Here is a 19,897-nt window from a genome sequence, read left to right as displayed (position 1 = left end):
CGAAAGTACCGAAGCCGTGGGAGGCATAGGAATGCAGGAAGATCGCAAGCTTTACGCACAGAACGACGGCGAGTTCGAACCCGAGGAAGATGAATCCTTGGAAGAATTAGAAGAGGGTTTCGACGAGGACGAGGAAGAGGAAGAAGAAGAGATCAGCATCTCTATCTCCTCCGATGACGACGAAGACCTGGGACACTACAACGAGGACGAGGAAGAAGAGAAGAAGGTTCCGGGTTCCATCGAGACCGGTACTTTGAGCGCTCCTGCCCCTGCAAGAAAAGCTCCGGCGAAAAAGGCAGCAAAAAAGGCAGCGAAGAAAGCTCCAGCCAAAAAGAAATCTGCGGCCAAGAAGGCTGCGGTAAAAGCTCCGGCCAAAAAGGCCGCGAAGAAGTCGGCCGCCAAGAAGAGTAAGAGCGCTCGTGGCGGCGGCAAGGCCACCAGAAAACCGGTGACCCTAAAGAAGAGCGCTACTGGTAAAAAATCTACAAAGCGAGGTACTCCTTTGGCAGTGAAGAAGGCAGCAGCAAAGAAGTCGCCAGCCAAGAAGGCTGTAGCGAAGAAGGCTCCAGCGAAGAAGGCGGCAAAGAAGGCGCCAGCCAAGAAGGCTGTAGCAAAGAAGGCTCCGGCGAAGAAGGCCGCAAAGAAAGCAACCAAGAAGGCAACCAAGAAGTAACCGTTCGTTAAGGCAAGCAAAAGAGCCCGGCATCTCGCCGGGCTTTTTTGCGTCTACAGGTTTTTATCCATTGAGGGAACGCCATGCCTGCCGTATCGTTCCCTGCCCCCGGCACATAGACTCTAGCTCTTTGCCCTGGCTTCCAGTTCCGCCAGCACCTCTTCACTGTGGTGTGCCGGATCCACACCGAGCCACACCTTCGCGATCTTGCCCGAGGGATCGATGAGGAAGGTATTGCGCTTGGCGATCTTCATGCCCATGTAGTTGCCCAGCGAGCCGTATTCGGGAGTCACCTTCTTTTCGGTATCTGCCAGCAGGCGGAAGCTCAGCCCTTCCTTGGTGCAGAACTGCTGGTGACTCTCCGCCGAGTCGACGCTGACGCCGACGATGACAGCCTTGAGCTGGTCATACTTTGCCTGATCGCGCTGGAAGTTGTGCGCCTCCAGCGTGCAGCCCGAGGTCATGTCCTTGGGGTAGAAGTAGAGGACCACCCATTTGCCGCGAAAACTGGCCAGGCTGATCTGCGATCCGTCCTGCGAGGGAAGCGTGAAGTCGGGCGCCTGCTGGCCCACCTGCGGTATCGGATTGTCGGCTGCACGGCTATGGCGCAGGGCAACCGCAAGCACCACGACGAGCAAGGCAATGAGGACGATGGATACTTTCGACACAAGGCACACTCCAAGGGGAAGATTTGCCAGGTGGCGGTCAACCACAGGGCGGACCTGATTATGCTTGTTCGACGGCTACAATCGCAATGTTTGCCGCATTGGCGAGCGATCGCACTGTGTCCGGATCAAAAACCAGGGTTCTGCCGGCCTCAATCGCCAGGCAGGTTGCCCGCGCCTGCTGCATGGCGTGGATCGTGGGAGCGCCGATCACCGGTACGTCGAAGCGCATGTCCTGCCTGGGTTTGGCTACCTTGACGATGGTCAGGTCGCGCGGCAGCGTGGAAGCCTCACCGCCCTCTGCCAGGCTTTGCATCAGGTGGCCGGCGCGCGCAATCGCCGCATCGGTGCCCTCCATCGCCTCCACCGCTACACATGCCTGACCGGCGACTACGACGGTCTGCCCGATGTCGAAGCCGGCGATGGCAAGAGCGACGCTGCGGCCGTAGCGGATGTCTTTCAGCTCTTCTTCGCTGGGTGCGCGATCGGTCAGCACTCCGGCCTGGGCAAGCAGCGGCTCCAGATATGCAGTGGAAGAGATCAGCTCGATCCCCTCATCCTTCAGCACCTTGGCGACGGCTCCCAGCAGCATGTCGGTATTCCGGGTCCGCAGCGAAAGCAGCAGCTTGGCCAGCCGCCAGTCAGGACGGATGCTGGAGAAGATCTGCTTGTGCTTCACCTGTCCGGCCATCACGGCCTGGCTGACTCCTTCCGCCTGAAAGGTTTCAATGAGCCGGGACAACTCGCCCAGCGACAGCCAGAAGACGGTGACGCCCGGGTCCGCCGCCGCCACGTCATCGATTGCGGGATCGGTCTCTTCCTTAATGGCAGCGACCACGACCTGATCGCCATGTGCCCGCGCCGCGCTGAGCAGCAAAAAGGGGAAGCGGCCATTGCCTGCAATCAGACCAAGTTTCATGGTTACTTGATGATCCCCCGCTGGGAGCGCTCGATGTATTCGAGCAGGTAAGCGACATCTTCCGTTGGAGTTCCGTCGGACCGCAGTTGCTCGAGAGCCTGCGAAGTGTTCAACCGCGAGGCCAGCAGCGTCTTGTAGGCATGCTGCAGCGCCTTCAGCCGCTCCGGTGTGAAGCCACGGCGCTGCAGGCCAACCTTGTTGAGGCCATAGGTGTGCGTCTCACGCTTGGCCGAGGTCAGCGAGAAAGGCAACACGTCTTGCGTGCAAACCGTTCCGCCGCCGATAAAGGAATGCTGACCGATACGGCAAAACTGATGGATCGCGCACAGCGCGCCCACCGAAGCATAATCCTCCACCACGACATGCCCGGCCAGGGCAGCGGCATTGGCGATGATGCAGTTGCTGCCGATCTGGCTGTCGTGGCCCACATGGGCACAGGTCATCAGCAGGCAGTTGCTGCCAATGCGGGTGACTCCGCCGCCTTTCACCGTTCCACGGGAGACGGTGACACTTTCGCGGAAGACGTTGTCGTCCCCGACTTCCAGCCGAGTCAGCTGACCGGCGTAGCTGATGTCCTGCGGTGCTGCCCCGATTGAGGCAAAGGGAAAGAAACGATTGCGGGCACCGATGGTCGTGTGACCATCAATGACAACGTGAGAGACGAGTTCGCAGTCTTCGCCCAGAACGACGTCAGGGCCGATGGTGGAGTAGGGCCCAATCGTGCAACTCGCGGGCACCGTCGCCGACGAAGCAACGATGGCTGTGGGATGAATACTCACTCCTGGCTCACCGCCCCTGCCGCAGAGGCTGTGGCCTTCTTCTTCCGCGGAACGATCTGGCACATGACAATCGATTCACACGCCACCTTGCCCTCGACCGTTGCGACCCCTTCCATGCGCACGGCTCGCGATCTCCAGTTAATCACCTTGATCTCGATGCGCACCTGGTCCCCGGGCACAACGGGCCGGCGGAACTTGGCGCGCTCAATGCCGGTGAAGAACGTCAGGTAATCGTCGCGATCGGGAAACTCGGTGAGCAACAGGGAGGCTCCGGCCTGTGCCATCGCCTCAATGACCAGCACCCCCGGCATAACCGGGTAGCCAGGGAAATGGCCCTGGAAAAACGGCTCGTTGATCGTCACGTTCTTGATCGCGACAATGCGCTCCTTGCGAACCACCTCAACCACCCGGTCGATCAGCAGAAACGGGTAGCGGTGGGGCAGGATCGCCATGATCTCGTTGATGTCGAGTTGCTGGCCGGGCTCAGGTGTAGCTTTTTCGTTATCCATAAGGGTGCAGCGCGATTATACAATCTTCCCGCCCAGTGATTCGCAATCGCCCCGCGCGGCGACGGGTACAACCTCTCTTCGGGGACCGCCGCGCCACGTTACATTACGGTTATTTCTTGATCTTGCTGGCGGTTCTATCGGGATCGAACGTCTCCGGCGGCAGCGTCACGTTGTAGCTCGCGCGGTAGAGAAAATGCTGGCCGGTCATCTCGCCATTCTGGTAACTGGTAATGGTGAAGGGCGTGGGGATGCCCTCGACCACATGGTAGTCGTCGTACTCCTCGGCGCTCTCGTTCTTGTCCTTGTAGACCGGATCGCGCCACTCGAAGCTGCTCCGCACGGGCAGGTGGTCCTGCGCGTCCATCTGGATCGTGATTGAGTCGTTCGTGCCGGAGAGGATCGTCACCTGATCCGCAAGATGGCGCTGCACGGTGCGCTGCCCCTCGTAAAACAACATCGTTCTGGGATCCTTCATCCATACCTTGACAGCAACTTCGATGGAGTGGTCCCTGTGCCGCAGCGCGGCATCCACCTGATCCTTGGGCAGGGCCTTCTTGCCGCGATAGGTGATCTCCCATCCCTCGCGCCCGGTAAGGATCTGCACCACATCGCGCTTCTTGGTGAACTCGACGCGATCCTGATCAGGAAATTGATGGAACTCAAAATAATCGACGATGGCGCCCGTAGGATCGCCCTTGTAGAAGCCCGAACGACGCCCCTCATAGACGCGGTTTTGCATCGACAGCCAGCGATCTCCGCCGAGCGCCTGCACCATTGCGTCCAGGACGGCGCGTGCCTTCTGCTCATTCTGCTTGGCAGTTGCAGCGGTGTCCTGCGCGAAGGCAAAGCCGCCGCATGAGAATAGGATTGCGGCCAGCAAAACTCCCAGTATCGCGCCGAAAGATTTGGCGCGCATTGAAACCGACCCTTTGCAGCAGGCTGCCTTTCTCTTCATGCTTCCCTCTTCGCTCCGCCTTAACCTACCAGAACCGCGCCGCCGTTCACGTTCAGAATCTCTCCGCTGATAAACCCCGTATAGGGAGTACAGAGGAACAGCACAGGCGCGGCAATCTCCCGCACACTCGCCACCCGACCCAGCGGAATCGACGACAAAATCTTTTCCCGTTTCGCGGGATCGCTCAGCGCGGCGGCGGACATCTCCGTATCCACCCACCCCGGAGCCACGCAATTCACATAGATGCCCTCGCCGGCCAGTTCGCTGGAGAGGCTCTTGGTAAGACTGATGACCGCTCCTTTGGTCACGGCATAGTCGGCATGGAAGGCCTCGCCGCGCTGTCCGGCGGTGGAGCTGATGAGGACGATATGCCCAGCCGCGCCCGTGGCCCGGCCCGCGTCCCGTTGCTGCTGAAACTGCGCCACCGCTGCCTGCACCAGCCCGAATACGCTATCGAGATTCACTCCCATCGTCCGGCTCCACTGTTCGCTGGACATGGTGGCGATGGAGGCGTCCCTGGATGGCCAGATGCCATGGTTCACGACCAGCGCGTCCAGTCGTCCGAATCTTTCAATAGCTGCGGCCACCAGGGCGCGGCCGTCCCCGGCATGGGAGAGATCCTGCTGCAGGGCGACACACTCAGCCTCGCCGCCACACTCCTCGACCAACTCCAGAGCACGCTCGCGCGCTACGCGATAGTTGAAGACGACCTTCGCGCCCGCCTCGCGGAAGAGGCGCACCGTCTCCGCCCCGACGCCGCGCGAACCGCCGCTGACGAGTGCAACCTTGCCTGCAAGTGAAAGGGAAACCATATGGCTACGCTAACGGAGGGTGACTTCTCCGCGCAACCAACCTGATGATTTACGGCTTGGCCTTGCGTTTTGGCTTGCGAGCCGCGCCACGAGCCTCGCCAGCGGCGGCGAGGAGCCTCCTCCTTTGCGCGACCAGCCGCTTGCGCTCCGCGGCTGGCATGGCCAGGACATCCTTCGTCCGCCTGGGCAGCTTTGCTTCCACCAGCGTGCGGGCATTGCGCAGCAGCTCCTGCAATTCGCTGGCACGGAATACGTCCCAGTTCTCCAGCGCAACCCAGCAGGCGCGCGCCAGGTAGGGAGCGGGGATCACTCCTTCCACTTCCAACAGCTCGGCGTAGCGATCCGGCCCGGCGGCAAAGCAGAGCACCGCTCTCCCATCGTCATCGAGATTCAGCAGGGCAAACATCTTGCCGCCGATGGCCTTGTCTCCCACCCAGAAGACCAGGTTGGCTCCCCATTGCATCGTCTCTACGACATGGGGAAGCGTAAGCAGATACTCTCTTGCGATCTCGGCATCCATGTGGCACAGTATGCGACCGGCCAGGGCAAAGGCTCAAGCGAGCAATTCCCGCGTAAGCAAAGGAGTTGGATGGCCGGTACCTCTATACTGAAGAGGCTATGTCCACTTTTGCCCCTGTTGATGAACAACTTGATCTGCTGCAAAAAGGTGCGGCGGAGATCATCCGCACCTCCGACCTGCGCGAGCGCCTGGAAGCCTCCCGCAAGAGCGGAAAACCGCTGCGCGTGAAGGCCGGCTTCGATCCCACCGCTCCCGATCTGCACCTGGGCCACACCGTGCTCATCCGCAAGCTGAAGCACTTTCAGGATCTGGGCCACACGGTCATCTTCCTCATCGGCGACTTCACCGGCTTGATTGGTGATCCCACGGGCCGCAATGTCACCCGCAAGCCCTTGACGGTCGAGGAAATCCAGGCCAACGCTGAGACCTACAAGGAGCAGGTGTTCCGCATCCTCGATCCGGCAAAGACCGAGGTGCGCTTCAACTCCGAGTGGCTGGGAACGCTGGGCTTTGAGGGCATCATCCGGCTGGCGGCGCACTTCACCGTTTCGCAGATGCTGGAGCGCGACGACTTCCACAAGCGGTTCCAGGAGGAGAAGCCGATCTCGTTGCACGAGATGCTCTACCCGCTGGCACAGGGATACGACTCGGTGGCCCTGCACGCCGATGTGGAACTGGGCGGCACCGATCAGAAATTCAACCTGCTGATGGGCCGCGAGCTGCAACGCCACTACGGCCAGCCGTCGCAGATCATCCTGATGACGCCGATCCTCGAAGGACTGGACGGAGTGCAGAAGATGTCCAAGTCCCTGGGCAACGCCATCGGCATCAAGGAAAAGCCCGAAGAAATGTATGGCAAGCTGATGTCCGTCTCCGACGAGCTGATGTGGAAGTACTGGACATTCCTGACCGACCTTCGCCAATCCGAAATTGATACGATGCAGGCCGAAGTACAGGCAGGCACGCTGCACCCGATGGAGGTGAAGAAGCATCTGGCACGTCTCATCGTCGCCGGATTCCACTCCCGGGAAGCCGCGCAGCGCGCAGACGAAAACTGGGCCCTGCAATTTCAGCAGCGCAAGATCTCGGCGGATACGGAGGAGATCCATGTCCCGCTGAGCGACGTGGAATGGAACTCCGATGAGCCGCATTCGATTACCACCATCTACTCAGCGGCAGGAGAACGCCTCGCCAACCTCGACGTGAGCGCGGAGGATATCGCACGTGGAAGAGGAATCCGCCTGCCGAAGCTGCTGCATGCCGCGGGCCTGGCCGAATCCACCACGGCGGCCTCGAACCAGATCAAGCGGGCGGGCATCGTGATCGGCACCACCACGGAGAAGACGGTCAACATCCTGGCGCAGGATCTGCCGGCGCGCTGGCCCGTTCGTGTCGGCAAACGCGCCAAGATCGTCGTCATCGAATAGCAGGCAGCACTGCGCAAAAACAACGTTACTTCTGCGTAGCTGTTACTTCAGCGTAACTGGCCCAAACGGGGACTTGTGGATCGCGCCACCGGTCCCCTAACCTAGCTGGCATGACCTCCGCTCATCCTGTGCTCCGAAGCGCCCTCCTGGCGGGGCTTCTGCTGCTGTGCTCCGCGAATCTGCTTGCGGTGCGAAAGCCGCACACCGTCGGCCTTGGACCCTTCAAGCGGGTTCCGCACACCACGATTGGCGACCCCGCGGACGCTTCGGTGCGCGGCACCGCCGCAACCGATGGCGACCTGAAGATTCGCCCCATTGTGGTGGACGGCCAGGTGAAGGAGTGGACCACGGGCGAGGCGCACGACATCACCGACCGCAGCTTCACCATTCGGCGTGCCCTGCACATCAACGACACCCTGCCCACCGATACCAAGGAGCATTGGGTGTGGCAGCGCGGCTCGTGGATCGTGGTGGATCGCACCACTGGCCACGTCACGGCCCTGCATCTGCCGGACTATGATCCCGCCGTCTCCGACGTCGTCTGGTTCCGCGATTATGCCGCCTACTGCGGGTTGCCCTCGACGGGGAAATCTCTCTATGCCGTGGTGGCGCAGGTGGGCGCGCGCCGTCCCATCCTGGCGAAGAAGATCTCTTCCTGGTCTGCCGACGACCACCCCAGCCCGGCATGCGAGCCCGCGGGTTGGCAGCGGGAGCCGCTGCGCGTCACCTTCAATCCCAAGGGAGCCGCGCCGATGAGCTTTGATCTGATTGGCCTCTCCGCTGTCCTGGTGGAAGAGGGAGACGCCGCCGAGCCGGATCCGCAATAACCGGGGCGGAGCGAATCGCGCTAGAGTCACCAAGTTGCTCTAGGATAGTCGTCATGGAATCGCTCGACGAACTGCTGGAGCAGGCGAAGATTGCCCACGGCCATCTGTGCGCCGGGCAGGTGCTGGGTGTGCGCATGGCCATGCTCGGCTGCGAACGCCTGGGCATCGCCGACCCACGCGGAGCCGACCGCAAACGCCTGGTGACCTTTGTCGAAATTGACCGCTGCGCCACCGACGCCATCGGCGTGGTAACCGGCTGCCGACTGGGCAAGAGGGCGCTCAAGTTCCGCGATTGGGGCAAGATGGCCGCAACCTTCGTGGATCTGGCGAACCAGCGCGCCATCCGCATCGCGGCACGCGAGTCCTCGAAGGCCCTGGCCCGCGAGATGTTCCCCGGGATCGAGAATAAGAATCAGCAGCAGATGCAGGCCTACCGTGAGATGACGGACGCCAGCCTCTTCACGGAGGAATGGGTAAGCGTCACGCTCGACGCAAAGGAGTTTCCCGGCTTTAAAGGAGAGCGCATCGCCTGCGCCATCTGCGGTGAGGGCATCAACTACGACCGTTACGTCCTGCGCGAAGGGCAAACCCTTTGCCAGGGTTGCGCAGCGCCCGAGGATCGCTACTACCAGCCCCTGCCCCATTAAAAAAGCCGGCCTGCATCGTTCGCAAACCGGCTCTTCGCGGATGGACCGCTTCCCTTAGCTGACTGGAATTGCGTTCGCCTGTTCGACGGCCTGCGCGACGCGGAAGATCGTGCCCTCGGCAAAGTGCTTTCCGAGGATCTGCATGCCGATCGGCAGCCCTTCGCTGGACTCCCCGCACGGCACAGAGATTCCACAAATACCCGCAAGGCTGGCTGTAACGGTGTAGATGTCCGCCAGGTACATGGAGACGGGGTCATCCGTTTTCTCGCCGAGCTTGAACGCCGGAGTGGGCGCGGTCGGCGTCACGATGGCATCCACCTGCTCGAAGGCATTCAGAAAATCCTGCGCCAGGAGGCGGCGAACCTGCTGCGCCTTGCGATAGTACGCGTCATAATAGCCCGCGCTGAGCGCATAGGTGCCAAGAAGAATTCGACGCTTTACCTCCGGGCCGAAGCCCTCGTCTCGCGAGCGGCGGTACATGGCGGAAAGAGCATTCGCATCCTTGGCGCGAAAACCATAACGCACGCCATCGAACCGCGCAAGATTCGAGCTCGCCTCTGCGGTCGCCAGCACGTAATACGTGGGGATGGCGTAACGCGTGTGCGGCAGGGAGATGGGGTGAATCGTGCATCCCCGCGCGCGAAGCTGCTCAATTCCCGTTTGGATTGCCGCGCGAACCTCCGGATCCAGCCCCTCGGCAAAATACTCTGCCGGAACGCCGATGCGGAGCCCCTCCACCGGCCTTGCCATCTCCGCTGCATAATCGGGCACCGGCAGCGTCGAGGAGGTCGCATCCATAGGATCGTAGCCCGCCATGACGCCGAGGATGGTGGCACAGTCGCGCACGTTATTCCCAAACGGGCCAATTCGATCGAGCGACGAGGCAAAGGCGATCAAGCCGAATCGCGATACCCGGCCATAGGTGGGCAGCAGACCCACCACTCCGCAGAACGATGCCGGCTGGCGAATCGATCCCCCCGTGTCCGTGCCCAGGGTCGCGACCGCCATGCCCGCCGCAACCGCCGCAGCGGAGCCGCCGCTGGAGCCGCCCGGCACCCGATCGAGCGCGCGGGGATTGTGTACCGGTCCATATGCGGAGTTTTCGTTGGACGATCCCATCGCGAACTCGTCGCAGTTCAGCTTGCCCACCAGAACCGCCCCGGCTGCCTCCAACCGCTGAACCGCCGTCGCATCGTAAGGTGAGTTATAGCCGGAGAGAATCTTCGATCCAGCAGTCGCGGGAGCACCCATCATATTGAGCACGTCCTTGATGCCGACCGGAACACCCGCGAGCGGCGGAAGCGTCTGCCCACTGGCTGCCATGGCGTCGATCTTCTCCGCCTGCCGCAGCGCACGCTCGCGGCTCAACGCCAGATAGGCATGGATCCGGGGATCGACGGCGCCGATGCGCTCATAGGTCTCCTCGGCAAACGACTGGGCGGTTTTCGAACGATTGGCAACCTGCTCGCGCACGGAGTCGATCGACTGCGGATTTTCTGTCAAAACGGTCTCTGATGTCATGCTTTTCCCGGGAAACAAGCCGCGCTCGCGGCAGAAAAATTAACGCTCGAGGACTTTGGGAACCTTGAAGAAGACGCCATCCGTTTCCGGAGCGCCATCGAGCACCACGCTGCGATCCAGCGAGGGACGAATCAGGTCCGGGCGCAACGTCTCCAACGCAGGAAGAGCGGGCAGTGCCAGAATTTCCGTCACTTGCGCCATAGCCTCGACGGAGGATGTGTCCAGTTCGTTCAACTGGGCGACATGCCCGAGGATGGCATTCAGATCCCGCAGCATGCGCGCCTCCTCGCCAGCCTCCAACTCCAGGTTTGCCAGCTCGGCAACCCGTTGCACATCTTCCACTGTGACCTTTGCTGCTTCTGCCATCTCTCGTCTCAACTCCCGCCCAACGATTTCGCGTGGAACCGCCAATATGAGACACACCTCTGCCGCAACAATCAGAATCCCTGCTCGAGGATTCGCCCGATTGCAATCGGTAGTCTCTCAATAAAAAGTATAGCTGCTGACCGAAAGGAATCGCGGCGCAAATCCAACTTCGCAGAGGGTAAATCTGCAGCGGCTCGGCTCGTGCAGGGGGAGCTGGCTGGAATCAGGCCGGGTTTGAGAAATCGAGCGACGTAGATTTTGTGCTCAGACCGGTGCATGCAGTCGCAGTAGAGAGCAGGATTCCGAGGTCGCTGAGGAGGGTAGCACTCTCCATATATTCGGAGTCGAGGCGAGCCTTCATCGGCTTCACGGTGCGGTCGTAGAACCTGTCCAGATCCTGCGAGGGAATGGAGCGCAGCATCTGCTCTTCACAGCGAAACGCAAGCGTGGCCGCACCCGTCAGCCCGGGACGAAAGGGCATCTTCAACCCCTCGTGATGCGGAAGCTTGGGCCGCGGACCCACCAGGCTCATATCTCCGCTGAGCACGTTATAGAACTGCGGCAGTTCGTCCAGCTTGAAGCGCCGCAGAACCGCTCCTACGCGGGTGACGCGACGGTCTCCCTGAACCGTAATCGGAGATCCGCTCTGCTGGGGAGGTGCCACTTCCATGGTGCGGAACTTGAAGATGGTAAAGAGTCTGCCATGGCTTCCCACGCGCCGCTGTGCGAAAAAGACTGGCCCCTTGGAAGTGAAGCCGACCAATAGTGCGATCACCAGCATGACTGGCGAAAGCAGCAGCAGGGCGATCAGCGAGGCTATGACATCCAGAAACCGCTTTGCGCTGGAGACACTCCAACTGCTGGCGCGTGCGACCGTTATCACAGCACTCGGTGCCGCTGTCGTATCTTCTTTCCGGTGCGTATCTCGCAGTGGCTCAACGCCCCGAAATTCCGCAACATTCACGGGAGCGTTCAATATGGAAAACACATTGTGCTTCATCGGCTCCAAACCTTGACAGGCAATCGTGCAACCAGTGTAGCGAACAGGTTCTACAACCTCTATCAAAATTCCATTACTCGGAGATTACCAAGGTACCAATTTGCACTCTTGGAACGAAATGTTCCCAATTTGGCACCGCTTTCAGTAATAACCCTAAATACCTCATTAAGTTGCAGGCGTCCCTATGGAGCTACGATTCGGATTGCGGCAGCACCCAATGCCAGCTGGGAGAAGACCTGCGACCACTCCAGGAATCCGCGGATCGGTGAGCCCTTGAAGAGTCTTTCAGGCATGACGATGGTGTCTCCGGGATTGATCCGTGCACGCTCAAAGCTGTTACCCCAAAGAGAACTGGCGGTCTCCTTGCTGAACACGGAGCCATCGGCCCGAATCACGAAGGCATGCTTGACGTCGGCATTGCGGTTCGGTCCCCCGGCAAGACGAAGGTAGTCCTGTACCCTGCGCGTCTGACCGTAAAGGAACGCGTTCTGATCGTAGACCGCGCCCACCACGTTGACAGTCGCAGGCCGCGAGGGCACCAGAAACGTGTCTCCATCCTCCAGTGAAAGATCGGGAATCGTGGCGACACCCGTGGCGTCCGGCTTGATTTCGGCCACGATTCGCCCGGTGGCGCGTACCTGCCGCAGCCGCGCAATCATCTCCTTCTGGCCCGAGAGGACGCCGGCGGCCGCAGAGACATCCTGGCTGGAGACCGCCGAAGAGATCTTATTCGCCCCTTGTCGCTGCAGGTCAACCGCCAGCGCATCGACGTACTCATCCAGGCGCTGCTGTTGAAGAACGCGGGTAGACTCACGGGTGAATTCCGCACCAAATAAATAGGCATTCGGAGTGAGCCCTCCTGCCCGTTCAATGAGCTGGCGCAGGGTCTCGCCCGGCTTAACGCTGTAGGTGCCGCCGCTGACGATCTCGCCCTCCAGCCTGACGAACTTTGTCTGTTCCGCGAGCGGAACCCGGATATCGCCCTGGGAGAAGATCGTCACGACATCGTTGGGTTGCAGTTCCAGATCCTGACTGGCGTCGTGATTGAGCACCAGCGCTCCCAGATTGAACGGCAAGAGGGAGTTCTTCAAAGTCACGGGATCAAGGCGCTCGATGACGGCATAAGACCAGTCGATCTCGGGAGCCGGGACTCGAATTTCTACCCGGTTCGCCCCCGACTCCATTCCCCTGACCGCGATGCGGCTCTGCTGGCTGGCAAGGGAGGCGCTGGAACCCTGCTGCCCTGCCGTGAGTGGAGTCGCTCGACCGGCCATATCCGCCGTGATCAGCGAGTTATCCATCTGCTGTTCCTGTTGCTGTGCCGGCGTCAGTGGTTGAGGTTGTTCGACGTAACGCGGTTCCGTCACGGGCGCATTCTGCGCCGCTTCTCTTTCGCGCTCGGCGCGTGTCATGCCTAATGTCGTCGGCGGCTTCGGCAGCGGCTCAAAGAACATGCGGCCCGGAAGCCCCAGTTGGTTATGGTTCTGCCAATAGTTATTCGTCAGCAGAGAGGCGCGCTCGGGAAGAATTTCGCTGAGGCGCATGCCAGGATGCCAGCCAAAACGCCCGGGATTCGCGAGGTTTCCGCGAAGGGTAACCGACTTCTCAAACCGGGGGGCGATCGAAAAGACTCGCAGCACATCCCCATCGCGCAGAACAGTGGCTTTGCCCGAGGCATCCAGCGTTATCTGTGAGGCCTCGCGGTCACGATGCTCCTCAATCCGCTCGATGGAGACGCGAGCATCCGATGCAGTAGACGAAAGCCCTCCGGCGAGTTGAATCAGGTCCTCGAGCGTCGTCTCCCCCTTAAGCTCATAGATGGCCGGGGTGCGGACGCCACCGCTTATAGCGACCTGTGGCCCCAGGGGAGCAATAAAAATCACGTCTCCCGGAAGCAGCTGCGCATCCCGGGACTTGTCTCCCCGATTCAGCAGGTCGTAGAGATCGAATTCGCTGATAGTCTTGCCGCCCCGCTTCAGTTGGATGTTCCGCATGGAGCCCTGAACGGATGGACCGCCGGAGGCAAACAGTGCGTTGACCAGCGTGCTGAGGGAGCTGACGGTATAGCTGCCGGGACGGCGTGCCTGCCCCAGCACAAAGACCTGGATGGAGCGCAACTGCCCCATGTTGACGTTGAGGTCGAAGTTGCGGAAGACTCGCCCGATCTCCGAGCGAAGGTGCTTATCGAGGTCAGAGAATGGAATGCCGGCCACGTGGATGGAGCCCACCCTGGGCACGTAGATGGAGCCGGAGCGATCCACCGTAAGGCGGTCGTTGAAGACAACCTGCCCCCAGACCCGGATCAGCAGTTCATCGCCGGGACCGATGACATAATCCGGAGTCACAGGCGTCTGATCGACCGGAGCAAAGGTGGAGGGCACTCCCCGGAAAAGCTGGCGGCCATAGATCGGGATCAGTTGCCCGGTGGAACCCGACACCAGCCGCTGAAAGTCCGTTATCGGATCCGCGGGCTGCTGCAGTCCCGCTCCTGAATAATTACCGGGGTAGTTCGCACTCGGATTCTGGCCTGGATAGTTCTGTCCTGGGTAGCCCTGCCGAATCTGTCCCGCCGAATCCACATAGACACCCTCTCCCTGCTGCATAGATGGTGTCGTCATGGTGGGAGTGGTTCCGTATCCCGCAGCGTTCCCCCTGGTGGTGTCCTGCGTCGACTGCTGGCAGTTGGGGTCGTCCGTGGCCGCGGCTCCGGTGCAGGCACCGTCGGATCCCGTGCCGGAATACGCGCCGCCATACGAGCCGGATGTGCTCTGTGCAAAGGCCACATTGGAAATCAGCATCAACGGAACGGCAAACAAACAAGCGAGTCGATTACCCATAGGGTTCATGCAGAATGATTCGCGGCCAGCTCCGGCGCGGAATCATCCAGTTTCCAGCTCCTTTAAGTTCACAACTAAGGTGACCTTAAGAATAACCGGAGAGAGGCCGGGTGGTGTCCACCATATTACGTTCCACTTCCCACCGCGCCTGCTCTCTCCCGTTATGGCGCTTTCCTCCTTATCCGAAACAAATTCCCGTTAACTGCATCGGCGGCCGCCCTCCTACTCCACTGTCAGGTTGAGGGCGGCTGTCCTCTGGATTCCCGGAGCAGTTGCGGTAATAGTCAGCGCATACGTTCCGGGGGGAGTCGTGCTGCCGGGAGGCGAATTCGGCGGCGGAGACTGCTTTCCCCCATTTATGGTGACTCCGCATCCCAGAGGCGCAAAAGCAAGGCACACCAGCAGGAGCACCATCCACACGGAGCGGCGGCGACGCAGGCCCCAGCCGACGGGCAGGAGAAGAGCGAGGGTCAGCAATCCCCTGGCGGCGTCTTGACCGCGGCCAGGGCCATGGCCGGCAGGGCGCGGAAAGGCGGGTGAGGAGTTCGCCGCTACAGAGACGCCGGTCGTCACCTGCACGGAGATGGAGACGGAATTGCCACCCGTAACCTGGGCGCTGGCCGGAGAAACGGTGCAGACCGTATTTTTGGGCGCGCCCGTGCAGGCAAGAGACACCGTCCCGCTGGAGCCCGCCACGGGTACGAGACTCAGCGCATAGCTGGCGGTCTGCCCGGTAACGACGGTTGCACTCGGAGAGCCAACCACCACCAGCGAGAAGTCTTCGCCAAAGCCGTTCAGCGGCACGTTGAAGGAGGTCGCCGAGGAACTCGTCACGGTCAGGTTTCCGGTCCTGGCTCCAGCCTGCGAGGGCGAAAAAACTACCTGAAAGCTGCAGCTTGCACCCGCGGCCAGACTGGCTCCGCAGCCATTCGCCGCAAGCGCGAAATCCCCTGTCGCGGCAAAGGCGATGCTGGTGAGGGAAACCCCGCCGTTGTTCGTCAAAGTAACACTCTGGGCGCTGCTGCCGCCAACTCCCACGCCGCCGAAATCGAGAGTAGTCGGCGCGATCGAGATACCCGCCGGTGCGAGTCCAGTACCGCTGAGGGCTACGGTATGCGTCCCCAGCGGATCGCTGACCGTCAGCGTACCCGTCTCCTGCCCGGCGCGGGTGGGGTGAAAAACTACCGAGAAAGCGCAACTGGAGTGGCCCGCAAGCGAGGCGCCGCAGTTGCTGGTTACGGAAAAGTCTCCCGTCGTCTGGGCGCTGATCGGCATCAGGGCCGAGTCGCCGTTGTTGGTCAAAGTAACGAGTTGCGGAGAGCTGTTGGTAGCCAGAAGCTGCGCCGGAAAAGTAAGCGCCAGCGGCGTCAGGTTATCGCTGGCAGAGGTTGCGCCGGTGCCGCTGAGGGAGGCCGTTTGAGTGCCCAGGCTGTCGGTGACAGAGAAGCTCCCCGGAGCAGCACCTGACACCGTGGGAGCGAAGGCGATGCCCACCGTGCAGCCATAGGTGGGGGCCAGCGAAGCTCCGCAGGTGTTTGCTGTAATCCGGTAAGGTCCAGTGACGGACATGGCGCCGAGGGCGATGGTCGTCCCACCCGTATTGGAGATCGTCAGATTCTGCGCGGCAGAGGTCGTGCCGGTGGCCACGGTGCCGAAATTCAGCGAGGTTGGCAGCAGAACGATGTTCGCGCCCCCAACGCCGTTTCCGCTAAGAGCCACCGTCAGCTGACCGGAGGGAATATTCGCATAGACAGTCAGGGTGCCGCTGCGCGCGCCCAGTTGGGTTGGAATAAAGCTCACCTGGATACTGCACGTTCCCTGTGCGGGGATCGCTGTGGAGCAGTTGTTCTGCTGCGCGAAATCGCCGACGGCGGCAATCTTGGTTACCAGCAGGGGTTGCGTTCCGGTGTTGGTCAAGGTCACCGTCTGCTGGGCCGAAGCCGTCTGCAGCACTTGATCCGCGAAGGTCAGCGAGGTGGGAGAGACCGTCGCGGTTGTCCCTGTGCTCTGGCTGGCAGCCAGCGGAATCTCCCAAATTCCCCGGCCATAGGTGCCGGCGCGCAGCATGGGATTGGAACCGCCGAGAACCCGCAACTGCGTCACCGGAGCGTTGGGCAGGCCGACGCCATAGACACTCCAGCAATTGATCAGAGGGTTGGAGCAATCGGCGATCTGCCGGGTCACATAGACCCCCGTATCGAGCGCCACGTAAACCGTGTTGGCGTCTCCAGGATCGACCACCAGGCTGTTGGCCGGAGCCGAGGGTAGATTGCTGTTGACGTTTGTCCAGTGCCCACCGGCATCGGTGCTGCGATAGACCAGAGCGGCAGAGATGCCATTGCCGCTGAAGCCCTCAATCGTGACGTATACCGTCTGCCCCGTGGCATCATGCGCATCCGCGACAATGCTGGAGACGGCAAAGGCTCCCGGATTGAAGCCCTGGCTGGCATTGACGACCGGGGAGGTGGAGAGATCCTTCCAGGCAGTTGCCGAGCCGGTCCACCACGACTGGAATACGTGACCGGCCACGGCGCCGCCACCGTCCAGCAGGCCATCCATTCCCGCATACAGCCATTCTCCGGAAGGCGCAGGACTGCCTGCCAGCGAGCGAATGAGCGCATTCCCGTTGCAGGCGGGTTGGGGAGCGCCGTCGAGCATCCCGCTGATCGCGTTCGCCGAGGACCAGCCGGCGCCGTTGGCGGGTCCAAGCCAAACCCGGCAGGTGCCGACCAGCATTTGCGACGGATCGGCCGCGTCGAGCGCATAGGCCGCAGGCACCGGCATGGTCAGCCCATCGCCGCTCACCTGCGTCTCTCCGATGGCGGGCTGCCCGAAGTCCGCCGGCGTACAGGCTGCGCCAAGCGTGCAGCGCTGGATGGAGACGCCGGATGCCGAGGTGGTATACCAGTTCTGCGGATTCGCGGGATCGATCGCGGTGGTTGCGCCCTCGCCATCCAGCACCTGCGGCCACGCTGCCTGCCCCGGAACAGGTGCGGCGGTGCCGTTCGCCCCCAGCCCTGCCAGATACACAGAGCCATCCGTAGGGTGCTGCGCCAATCCGGTCAGCTCGGCCAGCGAACCGAGGCTTCCGTTGAGATTGTCGAACGACTGGGCATCCGAAGTAGAGCAGGCGGAGGAAGACTGCTGCGCGCCGTCCGTCGTTCGCCACAGACCGCCGTCGTTGCCAAAGAACATCAACCCGGGAAAGACCTGCCCGGCGCTGCCGGGAAGAAAGTCAACCGCGTGCTGCGAGGGCGAGACCCTGGCTGCCCCGCAGGTGGTGGCGTTCGTCGTGTTACGCCAGACGCAACTGTTCAGCAGGCTGCAGCGGGAGATGTCCACCGTCCCGGTATAGAGGAGCGTATCCGCCTGCGATGGTACTGCCGCGAGCCACAGATTGTAGGTTCCCTGAACGATGGTCTTGCTTCCATCGGTCGCTTCCAGCGCAGTGGTCGCAACCTGGTGGGCAAAGGTTACGGTGCTCGACGCGCACGCGCCCGACTGCAGATTGCAGGCGTCCTGCCACAGCCCGATGTCCTTGTTGTTCTGGTCGACGGTGAAGGCGAAAAGATCGCCTGTAACCGATTGAACCGCAAGCGCGCCACGAAAGATGGCGCAGGAGGTGGACCCAGCGGAGCCTGGCGTGATGGGACAGTTGATTGCGGCCAGTTGCGGACCGGGCTGATTGGTGAGCCGCGTCCAGGTGATGCCATCCGGCGAGCTGTAGTAGCCGTGATAGCGCACCGCAGCATAGAACATTTTGCGGATAGGGTTCCAGACCACGGCGGTGGCCGCGCTGCCGCCCCATCCCGTGAAGTCGGTGCCTGGACCCTGAACCGTCTTGTACGGTCCATTCGTGATCGTCGCGAGGTGCCAGGTTGCTCCGGCATCGGTGGAGTAGTAAAGGCCGCGCACGCTGACGCCGTTGATCGGCGAGTTGACGATGGTGCCCTCGGCAGCCTCGGAAACCGCGGCGACGACAAGATTGGGCGAAGTGGTGCTCCAGGCAAACCCGGCGAAGCCCTCTCCGATAAAGGAGACGTTCCAATATGGGCCGATGAGCGCGTCGCTCGTCTGGTCGATCAGGCTCCAGGTCACGCCGTTGTCGGTGGAGCGCAACAGCCCGCTGCCGTAGTACGAGTCCAGTGCGTCGTTGGGGTCGCCGGTGCCAGCCAGCAGAACTCCGGTCCCGCCCGGCTGCACGCTGATAGCTCCGATGCTGAGCGATGCCGTCTTGCCGGAACTGAATGCCGGCAGAGTATCGGTGAGCGGAGAGAACACAACCTGAGAGGCGCTGGCCGCGGCATTGGTCGACTTCCAGACCCCGCCCCCCGTTGTGCCCACGTACACCGTGTTCCCGGTGGAATCCGCACGGTCGATGGCAATGCTGGTGACGCGCCCCGTCACCTTGTCGTAATAGGGAGAGACAACCTGAGCAGGGCCGACCGGCTGCCAGGGATTGGTGAGAGAGGTAGTTGCCGCCGGGAGAGCTATCGGCATGGCTGCACTTTGCTGCCGCGCCTGAGCCAGAAGACGCGCCGGAGTAACGCCAGCAGAGGTGCGCCGGGCGAGGAAGCGTGCTGCAGAGGTACGCCGCATCGCGCCGGAGCCTGAGATGGATCGGGCGCGGACAGGAGCAGAAGCGGACACGATGGTAACCTGCGCTGCCGACTGTACCGGAGCCGACAGGTTCCACATGCCGAAGGCAGAAAACGCAAGTAAGGCAATACCAAGCCGATGCAATCTCAAGATTAGTCTCATGTTTCCTGGTGCAAGGTCGATCCTGTCTTCGATCCTGCGCGACACAGAATTCCCCTGCAACGCGAAAACGCGCGCTGCGCGGCGCTAGTTCCATAAAGAGAGTTGTGTCCAATTATGGAACAGTCAGATTGCAGTCAGCAGGAAATTCTTGAGAAATGGCTTGCGGGCATCCGGACCAGGACCGTTTAAGGAAACTGCAGCCTGCCGCGAGTGCGGTTTTGCCCGAACGGTTAGACCCAACGAGAAGATACAGCTATGCCTATGCTCCTCATGGACGCAGAAGAAAACCCACCCTGGCGGAGCCAAGGTGGGTCACTCGGATTGCCTTTGGATGGGAGTCTACCAGAGGCCCCAGGCACGGCTGATGTAGTCGGTAAGCGTCATGGAGACCAGGACGAGGAAGGTGAAAAAGCCGGCAGCCACCGTAAGTTTGGTGACCCGCGAGCTGAAAGCTATATGCATGAAGAAAAGGATGACGAGCACGGCCTTGGTGCAGGCGATGGCAAGAGCGATGACCGGATTCCACGGCCCCATATCGATGTAGGAGGCGCCGACGGTGAGTGCCGTGCCCAGCAGCAGGGCTCCAAAGATGAGCGCATAGGTAACCGGGCTGACGATGTGGTGCTTCTGGTGCTCGGGAACGGGATGGCTGGCGTGTTCCATCATGATCAAGAATCCT

17 protein-coding genes are annotated in these 19,897 nt (G+C 61.4%); 4 read left to right on the top strand and 13 right to left on the bottom strand.

All coding sequences use genetic code 11. The features are described 5' to 3' along the window. The first annotated feature begins 31 nt into the window (after positions 1 to 31). A complete protein-coding gene (locus tag VM554_11495; protein ID HVJ09000.1) occupies positions 32 to 673 on the top strand; it encodes a hypothetical protein in 642 nt (213 codons plus the stop codon). A 122-nt stretch (positions 674 to 795) separates the two neighbouring features. Here VM554_11495 and VM554_11490 read toward each other — a convergent pair whose 3' ends face one another. The 7 genes from VM554_11490 to VM554_11460 form a co-directional block, all read right to left on the bottom strand. Then, entirely contained in the window at positions 796 to 1,341 is a 546-nt protein-coding gene (locus VM554_11490) for a peroxiredoxin (GenBank protein HVJ08999.1), read from the bottom strand. 58 nt (positions 1,342 to 1,399) lie between these two features. Then, positions 1,400 to 2,257, bottom strand: coding sequence for a UDP-2,3-diacylglucosamine diphosphatase LpxI (gene lpxI / locus VM554_11485; GenBank protein ID HVJ08998.1), 858 nt, complete (start codon positions 2,255 to 2,257; stop codon positions 1,400 to 1,402). 2 nt (positions 2,258 to 2,259) lie between these two features. Next, positions 2,260 to 3,036, bottom strand: coding sequence for an acyl-ACP--UDP-N-acetylglucosamine O-acyltransferase (gene lpxA, locus VM554_11480; protein HVJ08997.1), 777 nt, complete (start codon positions 3,034 to 3,036; stop codon positions 2,260 to 2,262). Continuing rightward, complete coding sequence (gene fabZ / locus VM554_11475; protein ID HVJ08996.1) at positions 3,033 to 3,545, bottom strand: 3-hydroxyacyl-ACP dehydratase FabZ; 513 nt, start codon at positions 3,543 to 3,545, stop codon at positions 3,033 to 3,035. The genes lpxA and fabZ overlap by 4 nt, the downstream gene beginning before the upstream one ends. A 109-nt stretch (positions 3,546 to 3,654) precedes the next feature. Then, positions 3,655 to 4,500, bottom strand: a complete 846-nt coding sequence (locus VM554_11470) for a hypothetical protein (protein HVJ08995.1) — start codon at positions 4,498 to 4,500, stop codon at positions 3,655 to 3,657. Between the two features lie 20 nt (positions 4,501 to 4,520). Continuing rightward, positions 4,521 to 5,312 carry an SDR family oxidoreductase gene (locus VM554_11465; GenBank protein HVJ08994.1) on the bottom strand — a complete coding sequence of 264 codons (792 nt, stop codon included), beginning with the start codon at positions 5,310 to 5,312 and terminating at the stop codon, positions 4,521 to 4,523. Positions 5,313 to 5,361: 49 nt separating this feature from the next. Further along, complete coding sequence (locus VM554_11460; protein ID HVJ08993.1) at positions 5,362 to 5,832, bottom strand: MmcQ/YjbR family DNA-binding protein; 471 nt, start codon at positions 5,830 to 5,832, stop codon at positions 5,362 to 5,364. A gap of 98 nt (positions 5,833 to 5,930) precedes the next feature. On the opposite strand from VM554_11460, the gene tyrS reads away from it, so the two are divergent. The 3 genes from tyrS to VM554_11445 all read left to right on the top strand — a co-directional run bounded on the left by tyrS (position 5,931) and on the right by VM554_11445 (position 8,733). Continuing rightward, on the top strand, positions 5,931 to 7,259 hold the full coding sequence (tyrS, locus tag VM554_11455; GenBank protein ID HVJ08992.1) for a tyrosine--tRNA ligase: 1,329 nt from the start codon (positions 5,931 to 5,933) through the stop codon (positions 7,257 to 7,259). A 128-nt stretch (positions 7,260 to 7,387) separates the two neighbouring features. Beyond that, positions 7,388 to 8,086, top strand: coding sequence for a hypothetical protein (locus VM554_11450; GenBank protein HVJ08991.1), 699 nt, complete (start codon positions 7,388 to 7,390; stop codon positions 8,084 to 8,086). 53 nt (positions 8,087 to 8,139) lie between these two features. Then, positions 8,140 to 8,733: an FmdE family protein gene (locus VM554_11445; GenBank protein HVJ08990.1), complete on the top strand. Its 594-nt coding sequence runs from the start codon at positions 8,140 to 8,142 to the stop codon at positions 8,731 to 8,733. A gap of 54 nt (positions 8,734 to 8,787) precedes the next feature. Here the strand turns inward: VM554_11445 and gatA are convergent, their stop codons facing one another. The 6 genes from gatA to VM554_11415 all read right to left on the bottom strand — a co-directional run bounded on the left by gatA (position 8,788) and on the right by VM554_11415 (position 19,884). Then, on the bottom strand, positions 8,788 to 10,254 hold the full coding sequence (gene gatA, locus VM554_11440; GenBank protein HVJ08989.1) for an Asp-tRNA(Asn)/Glu-tRNA(Gln) amidotransferase subunit GatA: 1,467 nt from the start codon (positions 10,252 to 10,254) through the stop codon (positions 8,788 to 8,790). Between the two features lie 39 nt (positions 10,255 to 10,293). Further along, on the bottom strand, positions 10,294 to 10,620 hold the full coding sequence (gene gatC / locus VM554_11435) for an Asp-tRNA(Asn)/Glu-tRNA(Gln) amidotransferase subunit GatC (protein ID HVJ08988.1): 327 nt from the start codon (positions 10,618 to 10,620) through the stop codon (positions 10,294 to 10,296). A gap of 223 nt (positions 10,621 to 10,843) precedes the next feature. Next, complete coding sequence (locus tag VM554_11430; GenBank protein HVJ08987.1) at positions 10,844 to 11,620, bottom strand: sugar transferase; 777 nt, start codon at positions 11,618 to 11,620, stop codon at positions 10,844 to 10,846. A 182-nt stretch (positions 11,621 to 11,802) separates the two neighbouring features. Then, positions 11,803 to 14,457, bottom strand: a complete 2,655-nt coding sequence (locus VM554_11425) for an SLBB domain-containing protein (GenBank protein HVJ08986.1) — start codon at positions 14,455 to 14,457, stop codon at positions 11,803 to 11,805. A 222-nt stretch (positions 14,458 to 14,679) separates the two neighbouring features. Beyond that, on the bottom strand, positions 14,680 to 19,218 hold the full coding sequence (locus VM554_11420; GenBank protein HVJ08985.1) for a choice-of-anchor D domain-containing protein: 4,539 nt from the start codon (positions 19,216 to 19,218) through the stop codon (positions 14,680 to 14,682). A gap of 339 nt (positions 19,219 to 19,557) precedes the next feature. After that, positions 19,558 to 19,884, bottom strand: coding sequence for a cytochrome C oxidase subunit IV family protein (locus tag VM554_11415; protein ID HVJ08984.1), 327 nt, complete (start codon positions 19,882 to 19,884; stop codon positions 19,558 to 19,560). Positions 19,885 to 19,897 lie beyond the last annotated feature (13 nt).

It is taken from the genome of Acidisarcina sp. (assembly GCA_035539175.1).
In the GTDB taxonomy this organism is placed as follows: Bacteria; Acidobacteriota; Terriglobia; order Terriglobales; family Acidobacteriaceae; genus JANXZS01.
This window is presented reverse-complemented; position numbering and strand designations above follow the sequence as displayed.